This window comes from Pseudomonas fulva NBRC 16637 = DSM 17717 (assembly GCF_000730565.1).
In the GTDB taxonomy this organism is placed as follows: domain Bacteria; phylum Pseudomonadota; class Gammaproteobacteria; order Pseudomonadales; family Pseudomonadaceae; genus Aquipseudomonas; species Aquipseudomonas fulva.
In genome coordinates this window covers 83586-99405 of sequence record NZ_BBIQ01000017.1, presented here as the reverse complement: position 1 = coordinate 99405, position 15820 = coordinate 83586, and the positions used below count along the sequence as shown (strand labels likewise).

The following is a 15820-nucleotide window of genomic DNA, read 5'->3' as shown; positions in this document are numbered from 1 at the left end:
CTTCGGGCCTTCAGGAGAGGGCTGTTTCGCGTGCCAACAATTGCCGTTTGCGCTCGATCCCCCAGCGGTAGCCACTGATGTCGCCGTCCCGGCGCACCACCCGGTGGCACGGAATGGCCACGGCAATACGGTTGGCCGCGCAGGCCTTGGCCACTGCCCGCACCGCCGTGGGGGCGCCTATGCGCTGGGCGATGTCACTGTAGCTGACCCGGCAGCCGGCAGGTACTTCACGCAGCGCCTGCCACACGCGCTCCTGAAAGACGGTGCCCTGCACATCCAGCGGCAGGTCCAGACCGAGCGCCGGCGCCTCGACGAACCCGATGACCTGCGCCACGACCCGTTCGTACTCGGCATCGGCACCCACCAGCTCGGCGTTGCAGAACTGGTCTTCCAGGGCGTGCACCAGCGCCTCGGGCTCATCGCCAAGCAAGATCGCGCAGATGCCCTTTTCGCTCTGGGCGACCAGGATGGCACCTAGCGAGCACTGGCCCACGGCGAAGCGGATGGTCACCCCGGCGCCACCTGCGCGAAACTGCCGTGGTGGCATGCCCAGGCGCTGCTCGGCGCCGGCATAGAAGCGGCTGCTGGAATTGTAGCCCGCCTCGAAAATGGCATCGGTGACCGAGCCCTGCCCCTGCCCCAGGCTGGTCCTGAGGCGTTGGGCGCGGAAGGCCTCGGCATAGGCCTTGGGGGTAAGGCCGGTTTGCGCCTTGAACAGCCTATGTAAATGGAACGGGCTGACGGCCAGGCGCTCGCCCAACTGCGCCAGGCTGGGCGGTAGATCGCACGCCTCGATCAGGCGACAGGCACTGCTGACCAGGCGCCGCGTACGCGCCGACATGGCAGGCGGGCCCGCGCAGCGCTTGCAGGCGCGGTAGCCTGCTGCCTCGGCCAATGCCGGGGACTCGAAGAACTCCAGATTGTTACGCAGGGGCAGCCTGGCCTTGCAGCCTGGATAACAGTAGATACCGGTGGTGCGCACGGCATAGACGAAATGGTCCGCCGCCTCGGCAACACGCGCCGCGACGGCCTGCCAGCGCTGCTCGGGAGTGGTATAGGTTGTCATGTTCATCTTCCGGGCTAAGTGCAGTTCGGCAGGCGCTCAGGTCCGCCACAAGTACCAGGCAGCGATGGTGCGATAGGGTCGCCAGGCGGCGCCCAACGCGCGCATCTGTGCAGGCGTCGGCGCTTTTTCCATAGCCTTGAGCCGCCGATAGCCCTCGCGTACGCCAAAGTCGTCGACCGGCAGCACATCCAGACGCTCCAGGCTGTAGATCAGCAGCATCTCAACCGTCCATCGCCCGACCCCACGCAGGGTCACCAGGCGCTCGATCAATTCGTCGTCGGTCATGCCCAGGGCCTGCTCGCGGGTTGGCACGACACCGTCCAGGCGACCTTGGGCAATGCCCAGCACCGTGCCCAGCTTGCTGGCCGAAAAGCCGCAGCTGCGCAAGGCGGCAGGGTCCGCTGCCAGCAGTTGGGTGGGCGTGGGGAAAACCCCTGGCCCAAACAGCGCCAGCAGTCGTCCAAGGATGGCGTCGCCTGCACGGGCGTGCAGTTGCTGGTAAGCGACCGACCTCACCAGTGCCTCGAAGGGTTCGCGCCCCGGAGTAGTACGGTGGCGGCAGGGGCCGACGGCGGCGATGTGCCGTGCCCAGTCCGCATCCAGCCCACTCAGGTACTCGGCCGCTTGCCGGTAGGCGACAGGTTCGGCGTCGATCAACATTGAAGCGGCTCCATCGACCAGAGGAGATGCCAGCTTAACCCAGCCACTCATCGGCCGACTGCCAGATCTTGCGCAAGTAATTCCTGAGGGAGCATTGCTCGCCACAGCCCTACCCGCATAGAATTGAGAACCATTCACAATCACACCTGACAGGAACCGACCGTGGCGACGATGCAGCTTCCCGACACGCTCAAACCGACCGAGGTCGCCCTGCTCTACCAATCCCACCATGCGTGGTTGCGCGGCTGGCTGCGCAGTCGCGTCGGTTGCAGCGAACATGCAGCCGACCTGGCCCAGGACACCTTCGTGCGGCTGTTGCGCGCCCGGCAGACCTCGCCTTTGAAAGAGCCTCGCGCCTACCTCAGCAGCATCGCCCGTGGCCTGATGATCGACCAGTTTCGTCGCCGGGCGCTGGAGCGGGCCTACCAGGACAGCCTGGCACATCTACCCGAAACCGACATCCCGAGCGAAGAACACAGGCTGGTCATCCTCGATAGCCTGGAGCGGCTCGACCGTGCCCTGCACCAGCTCAAGCCGCGTGCTCGCCAGGCCTTTCTGCATGCGCAACTGGACGGGCTGAGCATCATCCAGATCAGCTTGCTGCTAGGCGTTTCGAAAGCGACCGTGGAGCGCGACCTGGCCAAGGCGCTCAAGACTTGCTACCGGTTGCGTTATGCCGACGCCTGACCAAGCACCGGCCCAGGCCCGTGTCGACCAGGCCATCGACTGGTTGGTCAGGCTACGCTTCGGCAGCCCCGGCCCGGATGCCCAGGCGCAGTTCCAACGGTGGTTGTCCTTGCACCCTCACAATGGGTTGGCCTGGCAGCGCGTCAGCAACCTGGGCGATGAGCTCGCCGGGCTGCCCAAGGACCTCAGCCGTCGTACCCTCCAAGGCAGCGAACGCCAAGGCATCAGCCGGCGCGACCAGCTCAAGCTGGGGGCCTTGCTGGTGGTCGGCAGCGGCCTTGGGTGGATGGCGCGTGAGCCGCTGGGCCTGCCAGAGCTGCTGGCCGACAGTGCCACGGCCACCGGCGAGCGCCGACAACTGCAAGGCAGCGATGGCAGCCGCATCCAACTGAACACCGCCAGTGCCATCGACCTGCGTTTCACGGCGGGCCAACGCCGCCTGGCGCTTCTGCGCGGTGAAGTCAGCCTGGACAGCAACCCTGCCGACAAGCGCCCGTTCTTCATCAATACCCGAGTGGCCACCCTGCGCACCCTCGACGGGCAACTGCTGGTGCGCCAGAGCGATCATGACTTACTGGTGGCGGTGCGCCGGGGCGAAGCCACGGTGATGACCGGTGCCACGCCAGTGCGGGTACATTCCGGCGAGACCTTGCGCGTGCAGGCCAATGGAGGCCATCAGGCCATCACGCCGCCCAGTGACCCTTGGGGCTGGACGGAAGGTGTACTCAGCGTTCGGCAAATGCCGCTGGCGGATTTCGTCGCCGAGCTAAACCGATACCGCCCCGGCCTGCTGCGCTGCGCGCCAGCGGTGGCGAACCTCAAGGTTTCCGGGACCTACCAGCTGGCCGACACCAATCAGATCCTGCAGCTACTGGCCCGCAGCCTGCCGGTGCGTATCGATTACCACACCCGGTATTGGGTCAACATCGATGCCGCTTAGGTCTCGGCATGGCCGTCAGGGGCGCCAGTTGGCAATCACTTGGGTAACCTGCAAGGCCGTTCCTGCACGGAAGTCTGCTAGTTTTCAGAGGGTGTGCACGACGGCTGCTCACGCCGATGAGACTGCCGTGCAAAGCACACGAACAGACCGGCCATCAATGCCAGCGCCATGGGCAGCCCGTGGGGCGCGACGTCCATGGCGGCACCGCTGATCAGCGGCCCTACCAGGCTGCCGACGCCCCACAACAGCCCGACGCTGGCATTGGCGGTGACCAGGTCCTGCCCTTTGAAACGCTGGCCTATCAGCACCAGCGCCAGGGTATAGATACCGCCCGCGACCGCGCCCAACACCACCAGCAACGGCCACAACAGCCACGTCATGTTCAGCAACCAGGGCAACCCTATGCCAATGGCCATGGCTACTACCCCGCACGCCAGGTGCAGGCCAGTGCGCTCGATGCGGTCGGCAAGCCAGCCCAGCGGCAGTTGGAACAGCATGTCCCCTGCGAACACCACGGTCACCATCAGTGCCGCCACGCCCACGGCAAATCCGTGGCTGCTGGCATACACCGGCAAGAGCGAGAGCACCACCGCATCGAAAAACGAGAAGAACAGCACGGCCACGCACAGGGCCGGGGCCACGCGGAAGAAGCCGGCCAGTCCGAAGCTCTTGTCGTCTTCAGCGTGCAGCACCCGGTCATTGGGAACCGTTACCACAATGCACGCCAACGCCAGGCCATAGCAGGCCGTGACCACGCCAGTGATCCATGGGCTGTGGGCACCGAGCACCGCCAGCATCGCCGGTCCAAGCACCTGGAAACCGGTAAAGCTGGTGGCGTAGAGGGCCATGATCTTGCCGCGGTTATGTTCCTGGCACAGTTCGTTGACCCACGATTCCCCGAGAATGATCGCGATACCCATGCCAAGGCCCAACGCCAGGCGCAAGACCGCCAGCCCCCACAACGAGGCGAATGCAGGCTCCAGCAGGCCGATGCTGAGCGTGCACAGGCTGAAACACAGCAAATAGAGCGTGCGTCGCTTGAAATACCGGCAACAGGCATCCACCAGGAATGCCGACAGCATCATGCCGGCCGCGGGGATGGCGGAAATCATCCCGATTTCGAGGGTGCCTGCGCCAGCCTCGTGCAGACGCAACGACACCAGCGGCAGGGTCGCGCCCAGGCTGAATCCCACGACCGAAACGGCGAACAGCAAGCCCGCCAGCAAACGCATGTTCATGAACCACTCCCAGCAAACCGATAAGACGTGCAGACAAAAACGCACCCACCAGCACGGCGGACGCTGTTCAAATGCTGATCAGTTCAGGTGTGGCGAGAAGGTGAAGGCAAACAGGACGCTGCGGCGGCGCTTGAGCACGGTGTCACTCGGCCAGGCACGGCGCAGCCCATCCAGGGCAGGCTGACGGCAACAGGGCAAGGACTGGAAACGGCGCATTGCTTTGGCTACTACGCAGAAAGTGAGCAAGAGGCGGCACTCTAGGCCAGAGCAGGCGATACCGTCAATCGCCCCAGTGACTGTGGCGTCAAGGGGCATCCCTGCCCCGTTGATCATCAGCGCTTGCCAGTGCTCGGCAGCAATACCGCCAGCACCCCGAACAGGGGCAGGAACGAGCAAAGCCCGTACACGTATTCGATACCGCGCAAGTCAGCCACATAGCCCAGCAATGCCGCGCCGATGCCGCCAAAGCCGAACATCAGGCCAAAGAAGATGCCCGCGATCATGCCTACGCTACCGGGCACCAGTTCCTGGGCATACACCACGATGGCCGAGAATGCCGAGGCCAGGATAAAGCCGATCACCACGCTCAGTACCGTCGTCCAGAACAGGTCCGCGTAGGGCAGTGCCAGGGTGAACGGTGCCACACCCAGAATCGAGAACCAGATCACCGCCTTGCGCCCGATGCGATCGCCGATGGGCCCGCCAAAGAAGGTGCCCGCCGCTACCGCGCCCAGGAACAGGAACAGGTGCAACTGGGAACTGGCGACCGAAACGCCGAACTTCTCGATCAGGTAGAAGGTGAAGTAGCTGGTGAAGCTCGCCATGTAGAAGTACTTGGAAAACACCAGCAGCCCCAGCACCACCAGCGCGGCAACCACGCGTGCGCGGGAGATGCCATGGGTAGCCTGTACGGCCTTGCGCGCCTTGGCCTTGCTCAGGTGCTCGATGTACCAGCGGCGCAGCATCAGGGTCACGGCGAGAAAGAACAGTGCAGCCACGCCAAACCAGGCGACGTGGGTTTGCCCGAACGGAATGACGATGGCCGCTGCGAGCAACGGACCCAGGGCAGACCCAGTGTTGCCGCCTACCTGGAAAGTCGATTGCGCCAGGCCAAAGCGGCCTCCGGAGGCCAATCGCGCAATACGCGAGGTTTCGGGGTGGAATGTCGAAGAGCCGATGCCCACCAGGGCCGAGGCGAGCAGAATCATCGGGAAGCTGCCGACGAATGCCAGCAGCACGATACCGATCAGCGTGCACACCGTGCCCATGGGCAGCAGATTGGGCGTGGGCCGGCGGTCGGTGAAAAAGCCTACCCAGGGTTGCAGCAGCGACGCGGTGATCTGGAATGTCAGGGTGATCATGCCGATCTGGGCGAAGCTCAAGTCGTAATTGGCCTTGAGCATCGGGTAGATGGCCGGCAGCACCGACTGGATCAGGTCATTGATCAGGTGCGCCAAGGCGCAGAAGCCGATGATGCGCATCACCAGCGGTGTAGCGGTGCTCGCCTGCGCTTGAGTGGACGCCGGGGCGGCGCTGGGGATGGCCATGGCCTGGATCTCCGTCGGAAAGCTGGGCTCCGATTATCGGGATACAAATAGATACATAGCTACCTTTTTTTCCAGATCCAGTCTGGCAGCCATTTTCCCAGGCCTGTGGTGGGCGTCAGATAGGATCAAGCGGATGCGCGGTACGAAGAGGTAAAGGCCGTAACTGCAGCTGATCACCCCTACGATTCGGGCTTTTCAGAGGATGGATAACACTACGCATCACGCGATCGATCGCTAAGTTTTTGAAAGCGTGTAAATTTTTTTTATAAATCGTGTTGACAGGGGGGCCGTTCAAGAGAATAATGCGCGCCATCGGCTACATAGCTCAGTTGGTTAGAGCATAGCATTCATAATGCTGGGGTCCGGGGTTCAAGTCCCTGTGTAGCCACCAAACAAGACGAAGGGCTTACCGCAAGGTAAGCCCTTTTTCTTTGCCTGCCAGAAAGTCAGGCGGTTTTCGGCAGCCGGTGCAATCAACCCACACTGCTCATCGCCACCATCAGCCCCAGCGCAATGAGTGCCACCCCGATCACCCGGTCTGCGATGATTTGCCGCTCGATCATTGCCTTGCGCAATACGGTGTTGGAAAAAAACACAGCGACCAAGCTGAACCACGCCCAGTGCGCAAGCGACATGAATGCGCCGTAGGCCAGGTTGAGCCACAGCGGGCTGCCCTGCTCCACCACCTGGCTGAACGCACTGATGACGAACAGCATGGTCTTGGGGTTCAGGCAATTGGTCAAAAACCCGGTGCGCAGCGCTTGCAGCGCCCCGCCTGCAGCACCTTTGTCGTCAAGACGCACGCGCACAGTGTTGGTCAAGGACCGATAGCCCAGGTACAGCAGGTAGCACGCACCAACGGCCTTCATGCACAAGAACAGTGTCGGGCTTTGAGTCACGATGATCGATAGCCCGAGCACGGTGTACAGCACATGCACCTGAACCCCAAGGCCAATACCCACGGCAGCGGCCAGGCCAGCAATGCGCCCTTGCGCATAACTGCATCGGGTGACCATTGCAAAGTCGGCGCCGGGGCTGATGACCGCTAGCAGGGTGAACAAGGCGACAGCGAAGATTTCAGTCATTCATGGACTCTCGATAGGCGATGAACATGCACAGGTCAGGCATTATCGAACGCTTATCAGGCGCCTAAAAACGATTTAAAGTGCGTGAAATCGGTGAGTTTTCATCGTGCTTCATCACGCGTATCGGCTGGTTTTTCCTTACGCGCATACCGCACCCATCAGGAATCCATCCCTGCCATGAAGCTTCCACCCCTGGCCGCCTTGCGCTACTTCGACGTCGCAGCCACCACCCAAAGCTTCATCCGCGCAGCCGAGTGCCTGCACGTCACCCATGGCGCCGTCAGCCGCCAGGTGCGCTTGCTCGAGGAAAGCCTGGAGGTGGCGCTGTTCGAACGACGCAATCGCGCCGTGTTCCTGACTTCGGCGGGGCGAGCACTGCATGCCACGACCCAAGCCATCTTCGAACAGCTCGAAAGCACGGTGCAGCGGCTCAAGGACAGCGATGACAATCCGGTGTTGGTCGTCTCCTGCGAGCCCACCATCGCCATGCGCTGGCTGATCCCGCGCCTGCCGCGTCTTAACGCTGCCCACCCTGATCTTCAATTGCAGCTGGTGGCCGCAGGCGGCCCGCTGGACTTCGCCCGCACAGGCGTCGACATCGCTATCCGCCGCGACGACTTTCATTGGGGCATGACGCTGCATCAGCAGAAGATCTGTGACGAGTGGATTGGCCCTGTGGGGCGTCCGCCATTGTCGCCGAAGCTGCAAGGCCATCGACAGTTGCACAGTGCGACCCGCCCCGACGCCTGGGCCACTTGGCTGCGGCTTACAGGTGAGACAGCCATCGCGGGCGAGCGTAGCGACTTCGAGCACTTTTACCTGTCGATTCAGGCGGCCAGCGCAGGGCTGGGGGTCGCGATGGCATCCGCCTTGATGGTGCGTGACGAACTCGATACAGGGCAGTTACAGGCGCCCCTGGGCTTTGTACGCGATGGCTCGGCCTACCACCTGTTGAGCCCCTGCCCTCTGAATGATGCAGGCAAGCGCCAGCGGTTTGCCGAATGGGTGAAACAGGAATGCCAGGGCTGCCTGACTCACCTGGGCTTGCTGCAAAAGGATGACGCCGCGCTGCCATCGCCGCCCCAGGTGCGGTAGCCGGCCGTGTCCAGGTGGATGCGACCGCTCGGGTAGCGGCCAAGGCCCATGCCTGGCCGTGCTGCTGCCAGAACCGGCACAGCGGGTTGGGGCCGGCCCAAGGCGCCAGCAGGACATCCACGGCGAATGCTTGTGTATGCGCGCTGCCGATCGCCCCGCCGGCACAGCGGTTGAGGCCCGGGTCACGGTAGGCGGAGACCACTTCGAAATCGGGTAAGGCCCCTTGCTCACCCAGTGTTCGGAGCAACGACAGCGTAGCGCGCACAGCCGGCCAATGTTGCTTGGGCGGCACGGCAAACGGTGAAGCCCGGCACACTTTCCAGTCCGAGGCCGAGCGCAGGAGCTGATGAATCGGCACAACACCGTACAAACGTGCCTGCACGAGCATGTCGCGAAAAGGCCGCGTCGGGTGGTCACCTGCCCACTGGGCGAACATCCACAGGTCGCGCTCATCGGCCACGGCCCCGCTGGGCACTGAATTTACCGCCAGCAGCAGCGCGGCGACCACACTCCGTTTCTTCGACATGGCCCACCCCTGCACGTCACGGCAGCGGCACCCTGCCGCTGGCTCAGTCCGGGAACAACGTGCAGGCCATCACCAACGCATCCTCGCGACCACCCGCAGCTGGATAATAGTCGCGCCGGCGGCCGATTTCATTGAAGCCAAAACGCTCGTACAGGCGATACGCCGGATTGCTGGCCCTCACCTCAAGGAAACACTCGCGGCCGTTGAGCTGGTAGGCGCGCGACATCAGGTGTTCGAGCAGCCGCAGGCCCAGGCCGCGCCCTTGGTTCTCCGGCTTGACGGTGATGTTGAGCAGGTGGGCTTCGTCGATGATCACGTTGATCACGCCGTGGCCGACCTGTTGCTGCCCATCGAACATCAGCCAGACTTCATAGGATTTCAGGGCATCCAGAAAGATGCCGCGGGTCCAGGGGTGGCTGAACGCGGCATATTCGATTTTCAGCACGGCATCCAGATCCGCCTCGGTCATGGGGCGAAAACTGATCGAGTCACTCATTCAACGCGTTTCCAGCGCGCCATCAGCTGGCGCATGGCTTTCCAGACGTCCGCTTTACGCTGCGGCTCGTCCATCAACAGTTCCAGGCCCGGCAAGGCCCAGGCCTCGCCCAGGCCGTCGAGCTTGAGGGTTTGATAATAGGCCTGGTCGTCGGCGCCGGCGGCAAAGCGCAGCGCAGGCATGCCCACCAGCCACAGGCAGGTGCAGGGCGCTTCCTCCAGGCGAGCCTGGACAAAACCCTGTACGAAATCGCGGGCCGCGTCCGGGCCCTGGTCCATGTTGCCGCGCATCAGCAGCGGCCAGCGCACCGGCTCACCCACGATTTGCGGGGCGTCGGGCAGGCCGGCGGCGCGCAGCATATCCTTGAGCAGCAGGTAGGACGGGTCACGGCTCTGGAAAGGCTGGCCGGTGGCCAGCTCGACCAGTAACAGGCAATCGCCGGCACGCAGCAATTGCAAGGCAAAACGCGGAGGCGGCACCGGCACTGGGCGAGGTGTCGCAGCCTGCTCGGGCGCCTCTACAGGCTTGGCCGCAGCCTTGGCGGAAGCGCCCGGCCGCGGCACCTCGATCTTCGGCCGCTCGATGACACGGGCCTGGGGGGCGACAGGCGATTGGTCGGGTACCTGGCGTGGCGGCGGCTCGAAATCGATGTCCTCGGGCGGCGCCAACGGCAGCAGCAGTTCAGGCCGTGACGGCGCGGCGAACGGCAGCTCGGCGCGCGGCAGCCAGTGCACCACTTGCATGGCGGACAGGTAGGCGCGGCGACGTTGTTCGGTAAGCAAGGCGGTCATCCGAGGGGGGTTGGGACAGGTGCGCATTCTACCGCCGATAACCTGCCAGTGCCGCATCTGCTCAGCGGTTTTTTACGCATGCCCTGCCTGCCTGGGCAAGCCACAGCAGGCGGGCGGCTCGATCAGCCTGTCGCACGACAAGCCAAGGGGATAAGAACCAACCCGTCGGATGCAGTACAATCGCCCCCTTTTTCTTGGCAACGAGTCCAAGCCGATGATCGAACCCAAGCGCGTCCTGCGTGCCCTAGCCGAACACTGGGCCCTGATCGAGCCGCTGTGCGAGCGTTTCGACCAGGGCACCCTCAGCCTGGTGGAGCTGCGCCAGCATGTGGCCCGCCAGCAGATCGAGAGCACCCCGCAGGACATCACCCAACTGCTCGATGTGTGGATCCGCCTGGACATCCTGGTGCCCGTTGCCAAGAGCCCGAACCGCTTCGAGCTCAACGCCCAGATCCACGACTTCCTCGCCTATCTGCGCCGTGAGCATCGCCTTGGCCTGTGCCTGGAGATCGAGGCTTACCTGCGTCACCTGGAGCGCCTGGCCGGGCACATCCAGGATGCCTTCGACAACCGCGACAGTGACGATCTGGCGCGGCAACTGCGGCTCCTGGACATGCGCGTGCGGGACGTGCTGAAAAAGCTCGACAACGATGAGCAGGCACTGGTGGCCGTAGCCGAGCGGGCCAAGACCAGCAGCCGGCAGATACCCTTGCGCCAGCGCTATGCCGAAGTGCTGGCCACCTGGGATGAATACGTCGAGCCGATGATCCAGCTGGTCAACGCCGACGGCGCCTTCGAGCAAGGGGTGCGCAAGGTCGAGACCGTGCTGCTGAAACTGCTCGGGGAACAGGCGCGCCTTGGCCACCTGGTCGACGACGACATGCTGCTGCGCACCCATGCGCGTATTCTGGAGATGCAGACCAGCGCCCAGCTGACCCTGCGTCATGCCCGTGAACTGCTGCTGCCGCTGCGCGAGGAAGCACGGCGTCACAACGCGGTGACCCGTGGCGCTGCCCTGGCCCTGTCGGTGGTGCGCCGCAAGGGCCTGGACGCGCTGCCCCAGGCAGCCATGCCGTTGTTCACCCGGCCGCAAAGCACTTTCCTGGGCAGCGCCAGCCAGGTCGAAGCCTATGTCTATGCCTTGGCGCGCTTCGAGCCCAAGCCGGCGCGCTTCCCCAAGGCGCACAAGAGCGCGTCCGAAGACAAGCCTCGCGCACCGCGCACGGTCAAGGAAATGACGGAACGCTGTGAACAGGCGCTGCCACTGCCAGACCTGATGGTGTGGCTGCTGGAGCAGGAGCCCGAAGGCGCCACCGACGAACTGCTGTACTGGTTCTCGCGCTTGTCACGGGAAAAACGCTTCAACCGCGAGCGCCTCGAGCGCCGTGACTACGACACCCAGGAACACCGCGTCAGCCTGCGTTCGTACGCCCTGACCTCCAGCCGCGAAGACGCCCCCAGTGCGTCCCCAGAACCCCACGCGAGCCCAGCCCATGCATCTTGATCTTTCCGAACTGTCCCAGCTCGCACCGATCTTCCGCGAGCTGTTCAAAGGTTTCCACATCAGCCGCCGCGACCCGGAGCTGTACGCGCAGTTGTCCAACTTCCAGGACCAGTACCGCAGCCTGTTCAAGGCCCTGGGCTTCGAGCTGGTGTGCGACACCCGCGGTTTCTACTACTTCGTGCCGGACATGACGGCGGCCCAGGTCAACAAGACGGCGCAGCGCCTGTCGCTGTTCACCTTCATCCTGGTCGAGCACCTGGCCGATCAAGGCCGTGACCCGATCGCGGTGCTCGACGGCGGCAGCGTTGGCCGCGACGAATTGCCTTCGTTGCTCGACAAGTACCGGGACCTGTTCGTGCAGGCCGAGGTGCAGACCGTCGAGGACCTGGAAGAAAAGATCCTGCGCCGTATGACCCAGCTCGGCTTCGCCCATGAAGAAGGTGGCATTTACCGTTTCCTGCCGCCGATGCACCGGTTCCTGGACGTTTGCCTGGCCGTGCAGCAGGACCGGGACCTGGCGGCAACGCTGCACAGCGCCCTGCCCTTGCCCACGCCAGTGCTGGCCGAAGACCCCGCCGAGCCAATGCCTGAACACACCGACGACCCGCTCGACCTGACGCCGTTCGAGGCTGAGGAAGACGAAGAGCAGGCCTTGGCTCGTGCCATTCGCCAAGAGCAACAGGAGATCGACGCATGAGCCAGGAACGCTACGGCATCCGCCGCTTCGCATTGCTCAACACGGCCGGCTACAGCCTGGGCTTGTTCCCACTGGAGCATCCGCTGTCGGTGTACGGGGCCAACAACCTGGGCAAGTCGGCATCGATCAACGCCCTGCAGTTCCCGATCCTGGCCCGCATGTCGGACATGAGCTTCGGCAAGTACAGCCTGGAGCAGTCGCGCCGCTTCTACTTTGCCAGCGATACCTCGTACATCCTCTGCGAGCTGAGCCTGCCCCACGGCCCGCACGTGATCGGTGTCGTCGGCCGTGGGCCGGGTGGCGGCTTCGGGCACCAGTTCTTCGCCTACCAGGGCGAGCTGGACCTGGCGCACTATCAGAAAAACGACACGTGTCTGCGCCAGAAAGAGCTGTTCACCAACCTTGAAAGCAAAGGCATTAAAGCCTACGAGCTCAAGCCGGACGAGCTGCGCCGCCTGTTGGTCGGCGGCCATACCTCGGTGCCCCTGGACCTGACCCTGATCCCGCTGCGCTCGACCAGCGAGCAGAGCCTCAAGACCTTCCGCGCGCTGTTCATCAACCTGCTGCACATGCGCGAAATCACGGCGGCCAAGCTCAAGCAGCTGTTCCTCGATGCCTTCGAGCACAGCCTGCGTTCTGGCAGCGTCGACTACATTGCCGCCTGCGAAGAAGCCTTCCGCGATGTGCGACGCATGGAACAGGACTACAACGCCCTGGTCGCCGCCGGTCCGCTGGTCGAGGCGCTGGCCGGCGGCGTCGCCCAACGCGACATCCTGCGCGGCAAGCTGCACCGGATTTCGCCGGTACTCGACAACCTGCTGGGTACCTGGCAGGACTACGCCATGGCGCGCAAGGAAGAACTGGTCATCCAGGCCGAGCATTACCGGGGTGAACAGGACCGCTTGCAAAACGATCAGCGCGGCGGCACCCAGGAGCTGATGCGCCTTGAGCGTGAGATCACTGGCATCCAGCGCTGGCTGGGCGAGCTGTCGGTGTTACGCCATCGTTTTGCGTTGGTCGATGACGTCAAGGTGCTGGAACAGCAGTTGCTGGCGGCCAAGGATGCCCATGACGAGCTCGCAGGCGCCCTGGCCCAGTCCCGTCAGTTCAGTGCCGAAGACCTCGACCAGCGCGTTGGCGACCTGGAAAAACGCCTCAGGCAGGTCAAGCAGCAGCTCGACCACGCCGACAACAACAGTTACGCCCGCTTGCGCGAAGAGTTCTCGCAGCAGGATGTCGACCGCCTGATGCGCCTGTTCAACGGCGCCCTGTTCAGCCTGCCATTGGGTGAGCGTGGCATCGAGCTGGACGACAGCGACCTGTGGGTGAAATCCCTTGAAGCGGTGCTCGACCGCTTCAAAGGTGAGCGTTTCGAGGCGCCGGGTCTGTCCATCGACCTGACCCACATCGACCCACCGGCTTTGCAGGCGCTGGCTGACCGCGCCGCGCTGCGTGATCAGAGGGAGCGCCTGGACAAGGAGCTGCGCCAGCTCAAGACCCAGCAGGCAGTAAGCGCCGACCGCTCGGCTTCCAAGGCGCAGACCGAAGCGCTGTACCAGCAGGTACTCGACGCCCAGAAAGCCCTGGAAGACTACCGCCGCAGCCAGACCCTGGCCGCCGAAGAGCCTGCCAAGCTCGAACAGCTCGCACAGATGGAGGCCGCCCAGGATGAGCTCAAGCGCTCCAGCGATGCGTTCACCGAGCGCGTGCAGCAGCTGTCGGCCAAACTGCAACTGGTGGCGCGCCAGTTGGGCGACCTTGAGTCCAAGCAACGTACCCTGGACGACGCACTGCGCCGCCGTCAGCTGCTACCGGTCGACCTGCCCCTCGGCACCCCGTTCATGGAGGCCATCGACGACTCCATGGACAACCTGCTGCCATTGCTCAACGACTACCAGGACAGCTGGCAGAGCCTGCAGCGGGTGGATAACCAGATCGAAGCGTTGTACGCGCAGGTACGCCTCAAAGGCGTGGCCAAGTTCGACAGCGAGGACGACATGGAGCGTCGCCTGCAGTTGCTGGTCAACGCCTATGCCCACCGCACCGACGAGGCGTTGACCCTGGCCAAGGCGCGTCGCGCTGCCGTGACCGACATTGCCCGTACCCTGCGCAACATCCGCAGCGACTATGACAGCCTCGAGCACCAGCTTGCCCTGTTCAACCGCGAGATCAACCGGCGCCAGGTCTCGAACCTGGAAAGCTTCCGCGTGGTGCTGGCACCGAACAAGGAGGCACTCAAGCACATCGACCAGATCATCCACAGTGCCGGCCAGTATGAAGAAGGCGAAACCCTGTCGGTGTTCGACCTCACCCAGAACGCCGACCAGGACAACCGTAACGAGCAGGCCAAGGAATACCTGGCGCGCCTGGTCGCCGCGAACCATAACCAATTGGGGTTGAAGGACCTGTTCGAGCTGGCGTTCGAGATCACCAAGGTCAACGGCCAGCCGATCATCCACGCCGACATCGACGGCGCGGCTTCGAACGGTACGACCATGACCATCAAGGCGCTGACCAACATGTATTTGTTGCTGCACCTGATGGACCGTGACTTGGCCGGACGTGTGCGCCTGCCGTACTACCTGGACGAAGCGGCGGACATCGACGAACGCAACCAGGCGGCACTGCTGGAGACCAGCCTGCAGCTGGGGTTCGTGCCGATTCTGGCGAGCGTCAAGCCGCAGGTCTCGGCACACGTGGCCATCGACCTGGAAGGCGGCAGCGGCCCCAACGGCATCTATATCGACGAATCGGACTGGAAGTTCATCAGCCCGCTGGAGGAGGTGAAGGTGGTGGTACGCGAAGATCAGGGTGAAGTGGTTATCTGACGGAGATTGTGGGGCCGCAGAGCGGCCCCGACAGTGGGCGTTGCGAAGCCGAGATGCTGGAACTGTTCTGCCTCCCATAGCGGCCCGTCCCGTGTCATGCCGAGGCCACCGTGGCAAACGACAGCCTCTAGATGCGGTTCACGTCAGTTGCACGTGCCTCGACACCTGCACGTTTTCAACTCGAAATCGACCAGGCCTACCCGTCACTGAGCCCACGGCAGAATCGGAATCGCCGTCACGGCATTCTGCGGGCTGCCTTCGACGATGCGGTCGCTATACACCAGATACACCAGCGTATTGCGCTTCTTGTCCAGGAAGCGCACCACCTGCATGGTCTTGAACACCAGCGATGTGCGCTCCTTGAACACCTCATCGCCATCCTTGAGCTCGCCCTTGAAACTGATCGGCCCTACCTGGCGGCAGGCGATCGAGGCCTCGGCGCGATCCTCGGCCAACCCCAGTCCACCCTTCACTCCCCCCGTCTTGGCCCGCGACAGGTAGCAAGTCACACCTTCGACCTTGGGGTCGTCGAAGGCTTCCACGACGATGCGGTCGTTCGGCCCCAGGAACTTGAAGACAGTGGACACCTGGCCGATTTCCTCGGCGCCAGCAAGCATCGGCAACCCAAGGGCTGCCACGACAAACAGTTTCTTCAGCATG

General features: G+C 63.7%; 15 protein-coding genes, 1 tRNA gene and 1 pseudogene. 7 read left to right on the top strand and 10 right to left on the bottom strand.

From position 1 onward, the window contains the following. Positions 1-10 precede the first annotated feature (10 nt). Positions 11-1066 carry a bifunctional DNA-binding transcriptional regulator/O6-methylguanine-DNA methyltransferase Ada gene (ada, locus tag PFU01S_RS16725; protein ID WP_028688098.1) on the bottom strand — a complete coding sequence of 352 codons (1056 nt, stop codon included), beginning with the start codon at positions 1064-1066 and terminating at the stop codon, positions 11-13. Between the two features lie 36 nt (positions 1067-1102). Then, a complete protein-coding gene (locus PFU01S_RS16720; protein ID WP_028688097.1) occupies positions 1103-1726 on the bottom strand; it encodes a DNA-3-methyladenine glycosylase family protein in 624 nt (207 codons plus the stop codon). Between the two features lie 171 nt (positions 1727-1897). On the opposite strand from PFU01S_RS16720, the gene PFU01S_RS16715 reads away from it, so the two are divergent. Beyond that, entirely contained in the window at positions 1898-2413 is a 516-nt protein-coding gene (locus PFU01S_RS16715; protein ID WP_027915459.1) for a sigma-70 family RNA polymerase sigma factor, read from the top strand. Continuing rightward, the gene (locus tag PFU01S_RS16710; protein WP_027915460.1) at positions 2400-3353 is read left to right on the top strand and encodes a FecR domain-containing protein; all 954 of its coding nucleotides are present in this window, start codon (positions 2400-2402) and stop codon (positions 3351-3353) included. Before PFU01S_RS16715 ends, PFU01S_RS16710 begins: the two co-directional genes overlap by 14 nt. A 77-nt stretch (positions 3354-3430) precedes the next feature. On the opposite strand, the gene PFU01S_RS16705 is transcribed toward PFU01S_RS16710, so the two are convergent. The 3 genes from PFU01S_RS16705 to PFU01S_RS16695 form a co-directional block, all read right to left on the bottom strand. Beyond that, positions 3431-4591 carry an MFS transporter gene (locus tag PFU01S_RS16705; RefSeq protein ID WP_028688096.1) on the bottom strand — a complete coding sequence of 387 codons (1161 nt, stop codon included), beginning with the start codon at positions 4589-4591 and terminating at the stop codon, positions 3431-3433. Between the two features lie 78 nt (positions 4592-4669). Then, entirely contained in the window at positions 4670-4807 is a 138-nt protein-coding gene (locus PFU01S_RS22395) for a hypothetical protein (RefSeq protein ID WP_165919232.1), read from the bottom strand. 116 nt (positions 4808-4923) lie between these two features. Beyond that, positions 4924-6138 carry an MFS transporter gene (locus tag PFU01S_RS16695; RefSeq protein ID WP_028688095.1) on the bottom strand — a complete coding sequence of 405 codons (1215 nt, stop codon included), beginning with the start codon at positions 6136-6138 and terminating at the stop codon, positions 4924-4926. 314 nt (positions 6139-6452) lie between these two features. Here PFU01S_RS16695 and PFU01S_RS16690 point away from each other — a divergent pair. After that, positions 6453-6529: transfer RNA gene (locus PFU01S_RS16690), tRNA-Met, on the top strand. Positions 6530-6611: 82 nt separating this feature from the next. Here PFU01S_RS16690 and PFU01S_RS16685 read toward each other — a convergent pair. Further along, positions 6612-7223 carry a LysE family translocator gene (locus PFU01S_RS16685; protein ID WP_028688094.1) on the bottom strand — a complete coding sequence of 204 codons (612 nt, stop codon included), beginning with the start codon at positions 7221-7223 and terminating at the stop codon, positions 6612-6614. 177 nt (positions 7224-7400) lie between these two features. On the opposite strand from PFU01S_RS16685, the gene PFU01S_RS16680 reads away from it, so the two are divergent. After that, complete coding sequence (locus PFU01S_RS16680) at positions 7401-8318, top strand: LysR substrate-binding domain-containing protein (RefSeq protein WP_028688093.1); 918 nt, start codon at positions 7401-7403, stop codon at positions 8316-8318. Here the strand turns inward: PFU01S_RS16680 and PFU01S_RS21895 are convergent. The 3 genes and pseudogenes from PFU01S_RS21895 to PFU01S_RS16670 form a co-directional block, all read right to left on the bottom strand. Continuing rightward, positions 8258-8844: pseudogene (locus PFU01S_RS21895) on the bottom strand (D-Ala-D-Ala carboxypeptidase family metallohydrolase). The gene PFU01S_RS16680 and the pseudogene PFU01S_RS21895 overlap by 61 nt on opposite strands. 43 nt (positions 8845-8887) lie before the next feature. After that, positions 8888-9340: a ribosomal protein S18-alanine N-acetyltransferase gene (gene rimI, locus PFU01S_RS16675; protein WP_023533216.1), complete on the bottom strand. Its 453-nt coding sequence runs from the start codon at positions 9338-9340 to the stop codon at positions 8888-8890. After that, positions 9337-10122 carry a hypothetical protein gene (locus PFU01S_RS16670; RefSeq protein WP_027915466.1) on the bottom strand — a complete coding sequence of 262 codons (786 nt, stop codon included), beginning with the start codon at positions 10120-10122 and terminating at the stop codon, positions 9337-9339. The genes rimI and PFU01S_RS16670 overlap by 4 nt, the downstream gene beginning before the upstream one ends. Before the next feature lie 223 nt (positions 10123-10345). On the opposite strand from PFU01S_RS16670, the gene mksB reads away from it, so the two are divergent. The 3 genes from mksB to mksF are packed head-to-tail and all read left to right on the top strand — an operon-like array spanning position 10346 to position 15160. Continuing rightward, a complete protein-coding gene (mksB, locus tag PFU01S_RS16665) occupies positions 10346-11635 on the top strand; it encodes an Mks condensin complex protein MksB (RefSeq protein ID WP_028688092.1) in 1290 nt (429 codons plus the stop codon). Then, positions 11625-12332: an Mks condensin complex protein MksE gene (gene mksE / locus PFU01S_RS16660; RefSeq protein WP_027915467.1), complete on the top strand. Its 708-nt coding sequence runs from the start codon at positions 11625-11627 to the stop codon at positions 12330-12332. The genes mksB and mksE overlap by 11 nt, the downstream gene beginning before the upstream one ends. Beyond that, positions 12329-15160 carry an Mks condensin complex protein MksF gene (mksF, locus tag PFU01S_RS16655; protein ID WP_028688091.1) on the top strand — a complete coding sequence of 944 codons (2832 nt, stop codon included), beginning with the start codon at positions 12329-12331 and terminating at the stop codon, positions 15158-15160. The genes mksE and mksF overlap by 4 nt, the downstream gene beginning before the upstream one ends. Before the next feature lie 203 nt (positions 15161-15363). Here mksF and PFU01S_RS16650 read toward each other — a convergent pair whose 3' ends face one another. Further along, complete coding sequence (locus tag PFU01S_RS16650; RefSeq protein ID WP_371259680.1) at positions 15364-15819, bottom strand: CreA family protein; 456 nt, start codon at positions 15817-15819, stop codon at positions 15364-15366. Between the last annotated feature and the right edge of the window lies 1 nt (position 15820).

What these genes read in the sequence shown, in the direction of transcription:
- PFU01S_RS16685 (WP_028688094.1), bottom strand. Translation starts at nt 7,223, where the DNA reads ATGACTGAAATCTTCGCTGTCGCCTTGTTCACCCTGCTAGCGGTCATC.
- PFU01S_RS22395 (WP_165919232.1), bottom strand. Translation starts at nt 4,807, where the DNA reads ATGCGCCGTTTCCAGTCCTTGCCCTGTTGCCGTCAGCCTGCCCTGGAT.
- mksF (WP_028688091.1), top strand. Translation starts at nt 12,329, where the DNA reads ATGAGCCAGGAACGCTACGGCATCCGCCGCTTCGCATTGCTCAACACG.
- ada (WP_028688098.1), bottom strand. Translation starts at nt 1,066, where the DNA reads ATGACAACCTATACCACTCCCGAGCAGCGCTGGCAGGCCGTCGCGGCG.
- PFU01S_RS16720 (WP_028688097.1), bottom strand. Translation starts at nt 1,726, where the DNA reads ATGTTGATCGACGCCGAACCTGTCGCCTACCGGCAAGCGGCCGAGTAC.
- PFU01S_RS16705 (WP_028688096.1), bottom strand. Translation starts at nt 4,591, where the DNA reads ATGAACATGCGTTTGCTGGCGGGCTTGCTGTTCGCCGTTTCGGTCGTG.
- PFU01S_RS16710 (WP_027915460.1), top strand. Translation starts at nt 2,400, where the DNA reads ATGCCGACGCCTGACCAAGCACCGGCCCAGGCCCGTGTCGACCAGGCC.
- mksB (WP_028688092.1), top strand. Translation starts at nt 10,346, where the DNA reads ATGATCGAACCCAAGCGCGTCCTGCGTGCCCTAGCCGAACACTGGGCC.
- PFU01S_RS16650 (WP_371259680.1), bottom strand. Translation starts at nt 15,819, where the DNA reads ATGCTGAAGAAACTGTTTGTCGTGGCAGCCCTTGGGTTGCCGATGCTT.
- PFU01S_RS16715 (WP_027915459.1), top strand. Translation starts at nt 1,898, where the DNA reads ATGCAGCTTCCCGACACGCTCAAACCGACCGAGGTCGCCCTGCTCTAC.
- PFU01S_RS16680 (WP_028688093.1), top strand. Translation starts at nt 7,401, where the DNA reads ATGAAGCTTCCACCCCTGGCCGCCTTGCGCTACTTCGACGTCGCAGCC.
- rimI (WP_023533216.1), bottom strand. Translation starts at nt 9,340, where the DNA reads ATGAGTGACTCGATCAGTTTTCGCCCCATGACCGAGGCGGATCTGGAT.
- mksE (WP_027915467.1), top strand. Translation starts at nt 11,625, where the DNA reads ATGCATCTTGATCTTTCCGAACTGTCCCAGCTCGCACCGATCTTCCGC.
- PFU01S_RS16695 (WP_028688095.1), bottom strand. Translation starts at nt 6,138, where the DNA reads ATGGCCATCCCCAGCGCCGCCCCGGCGTCCACTCAAGCGCAGGCGAGC.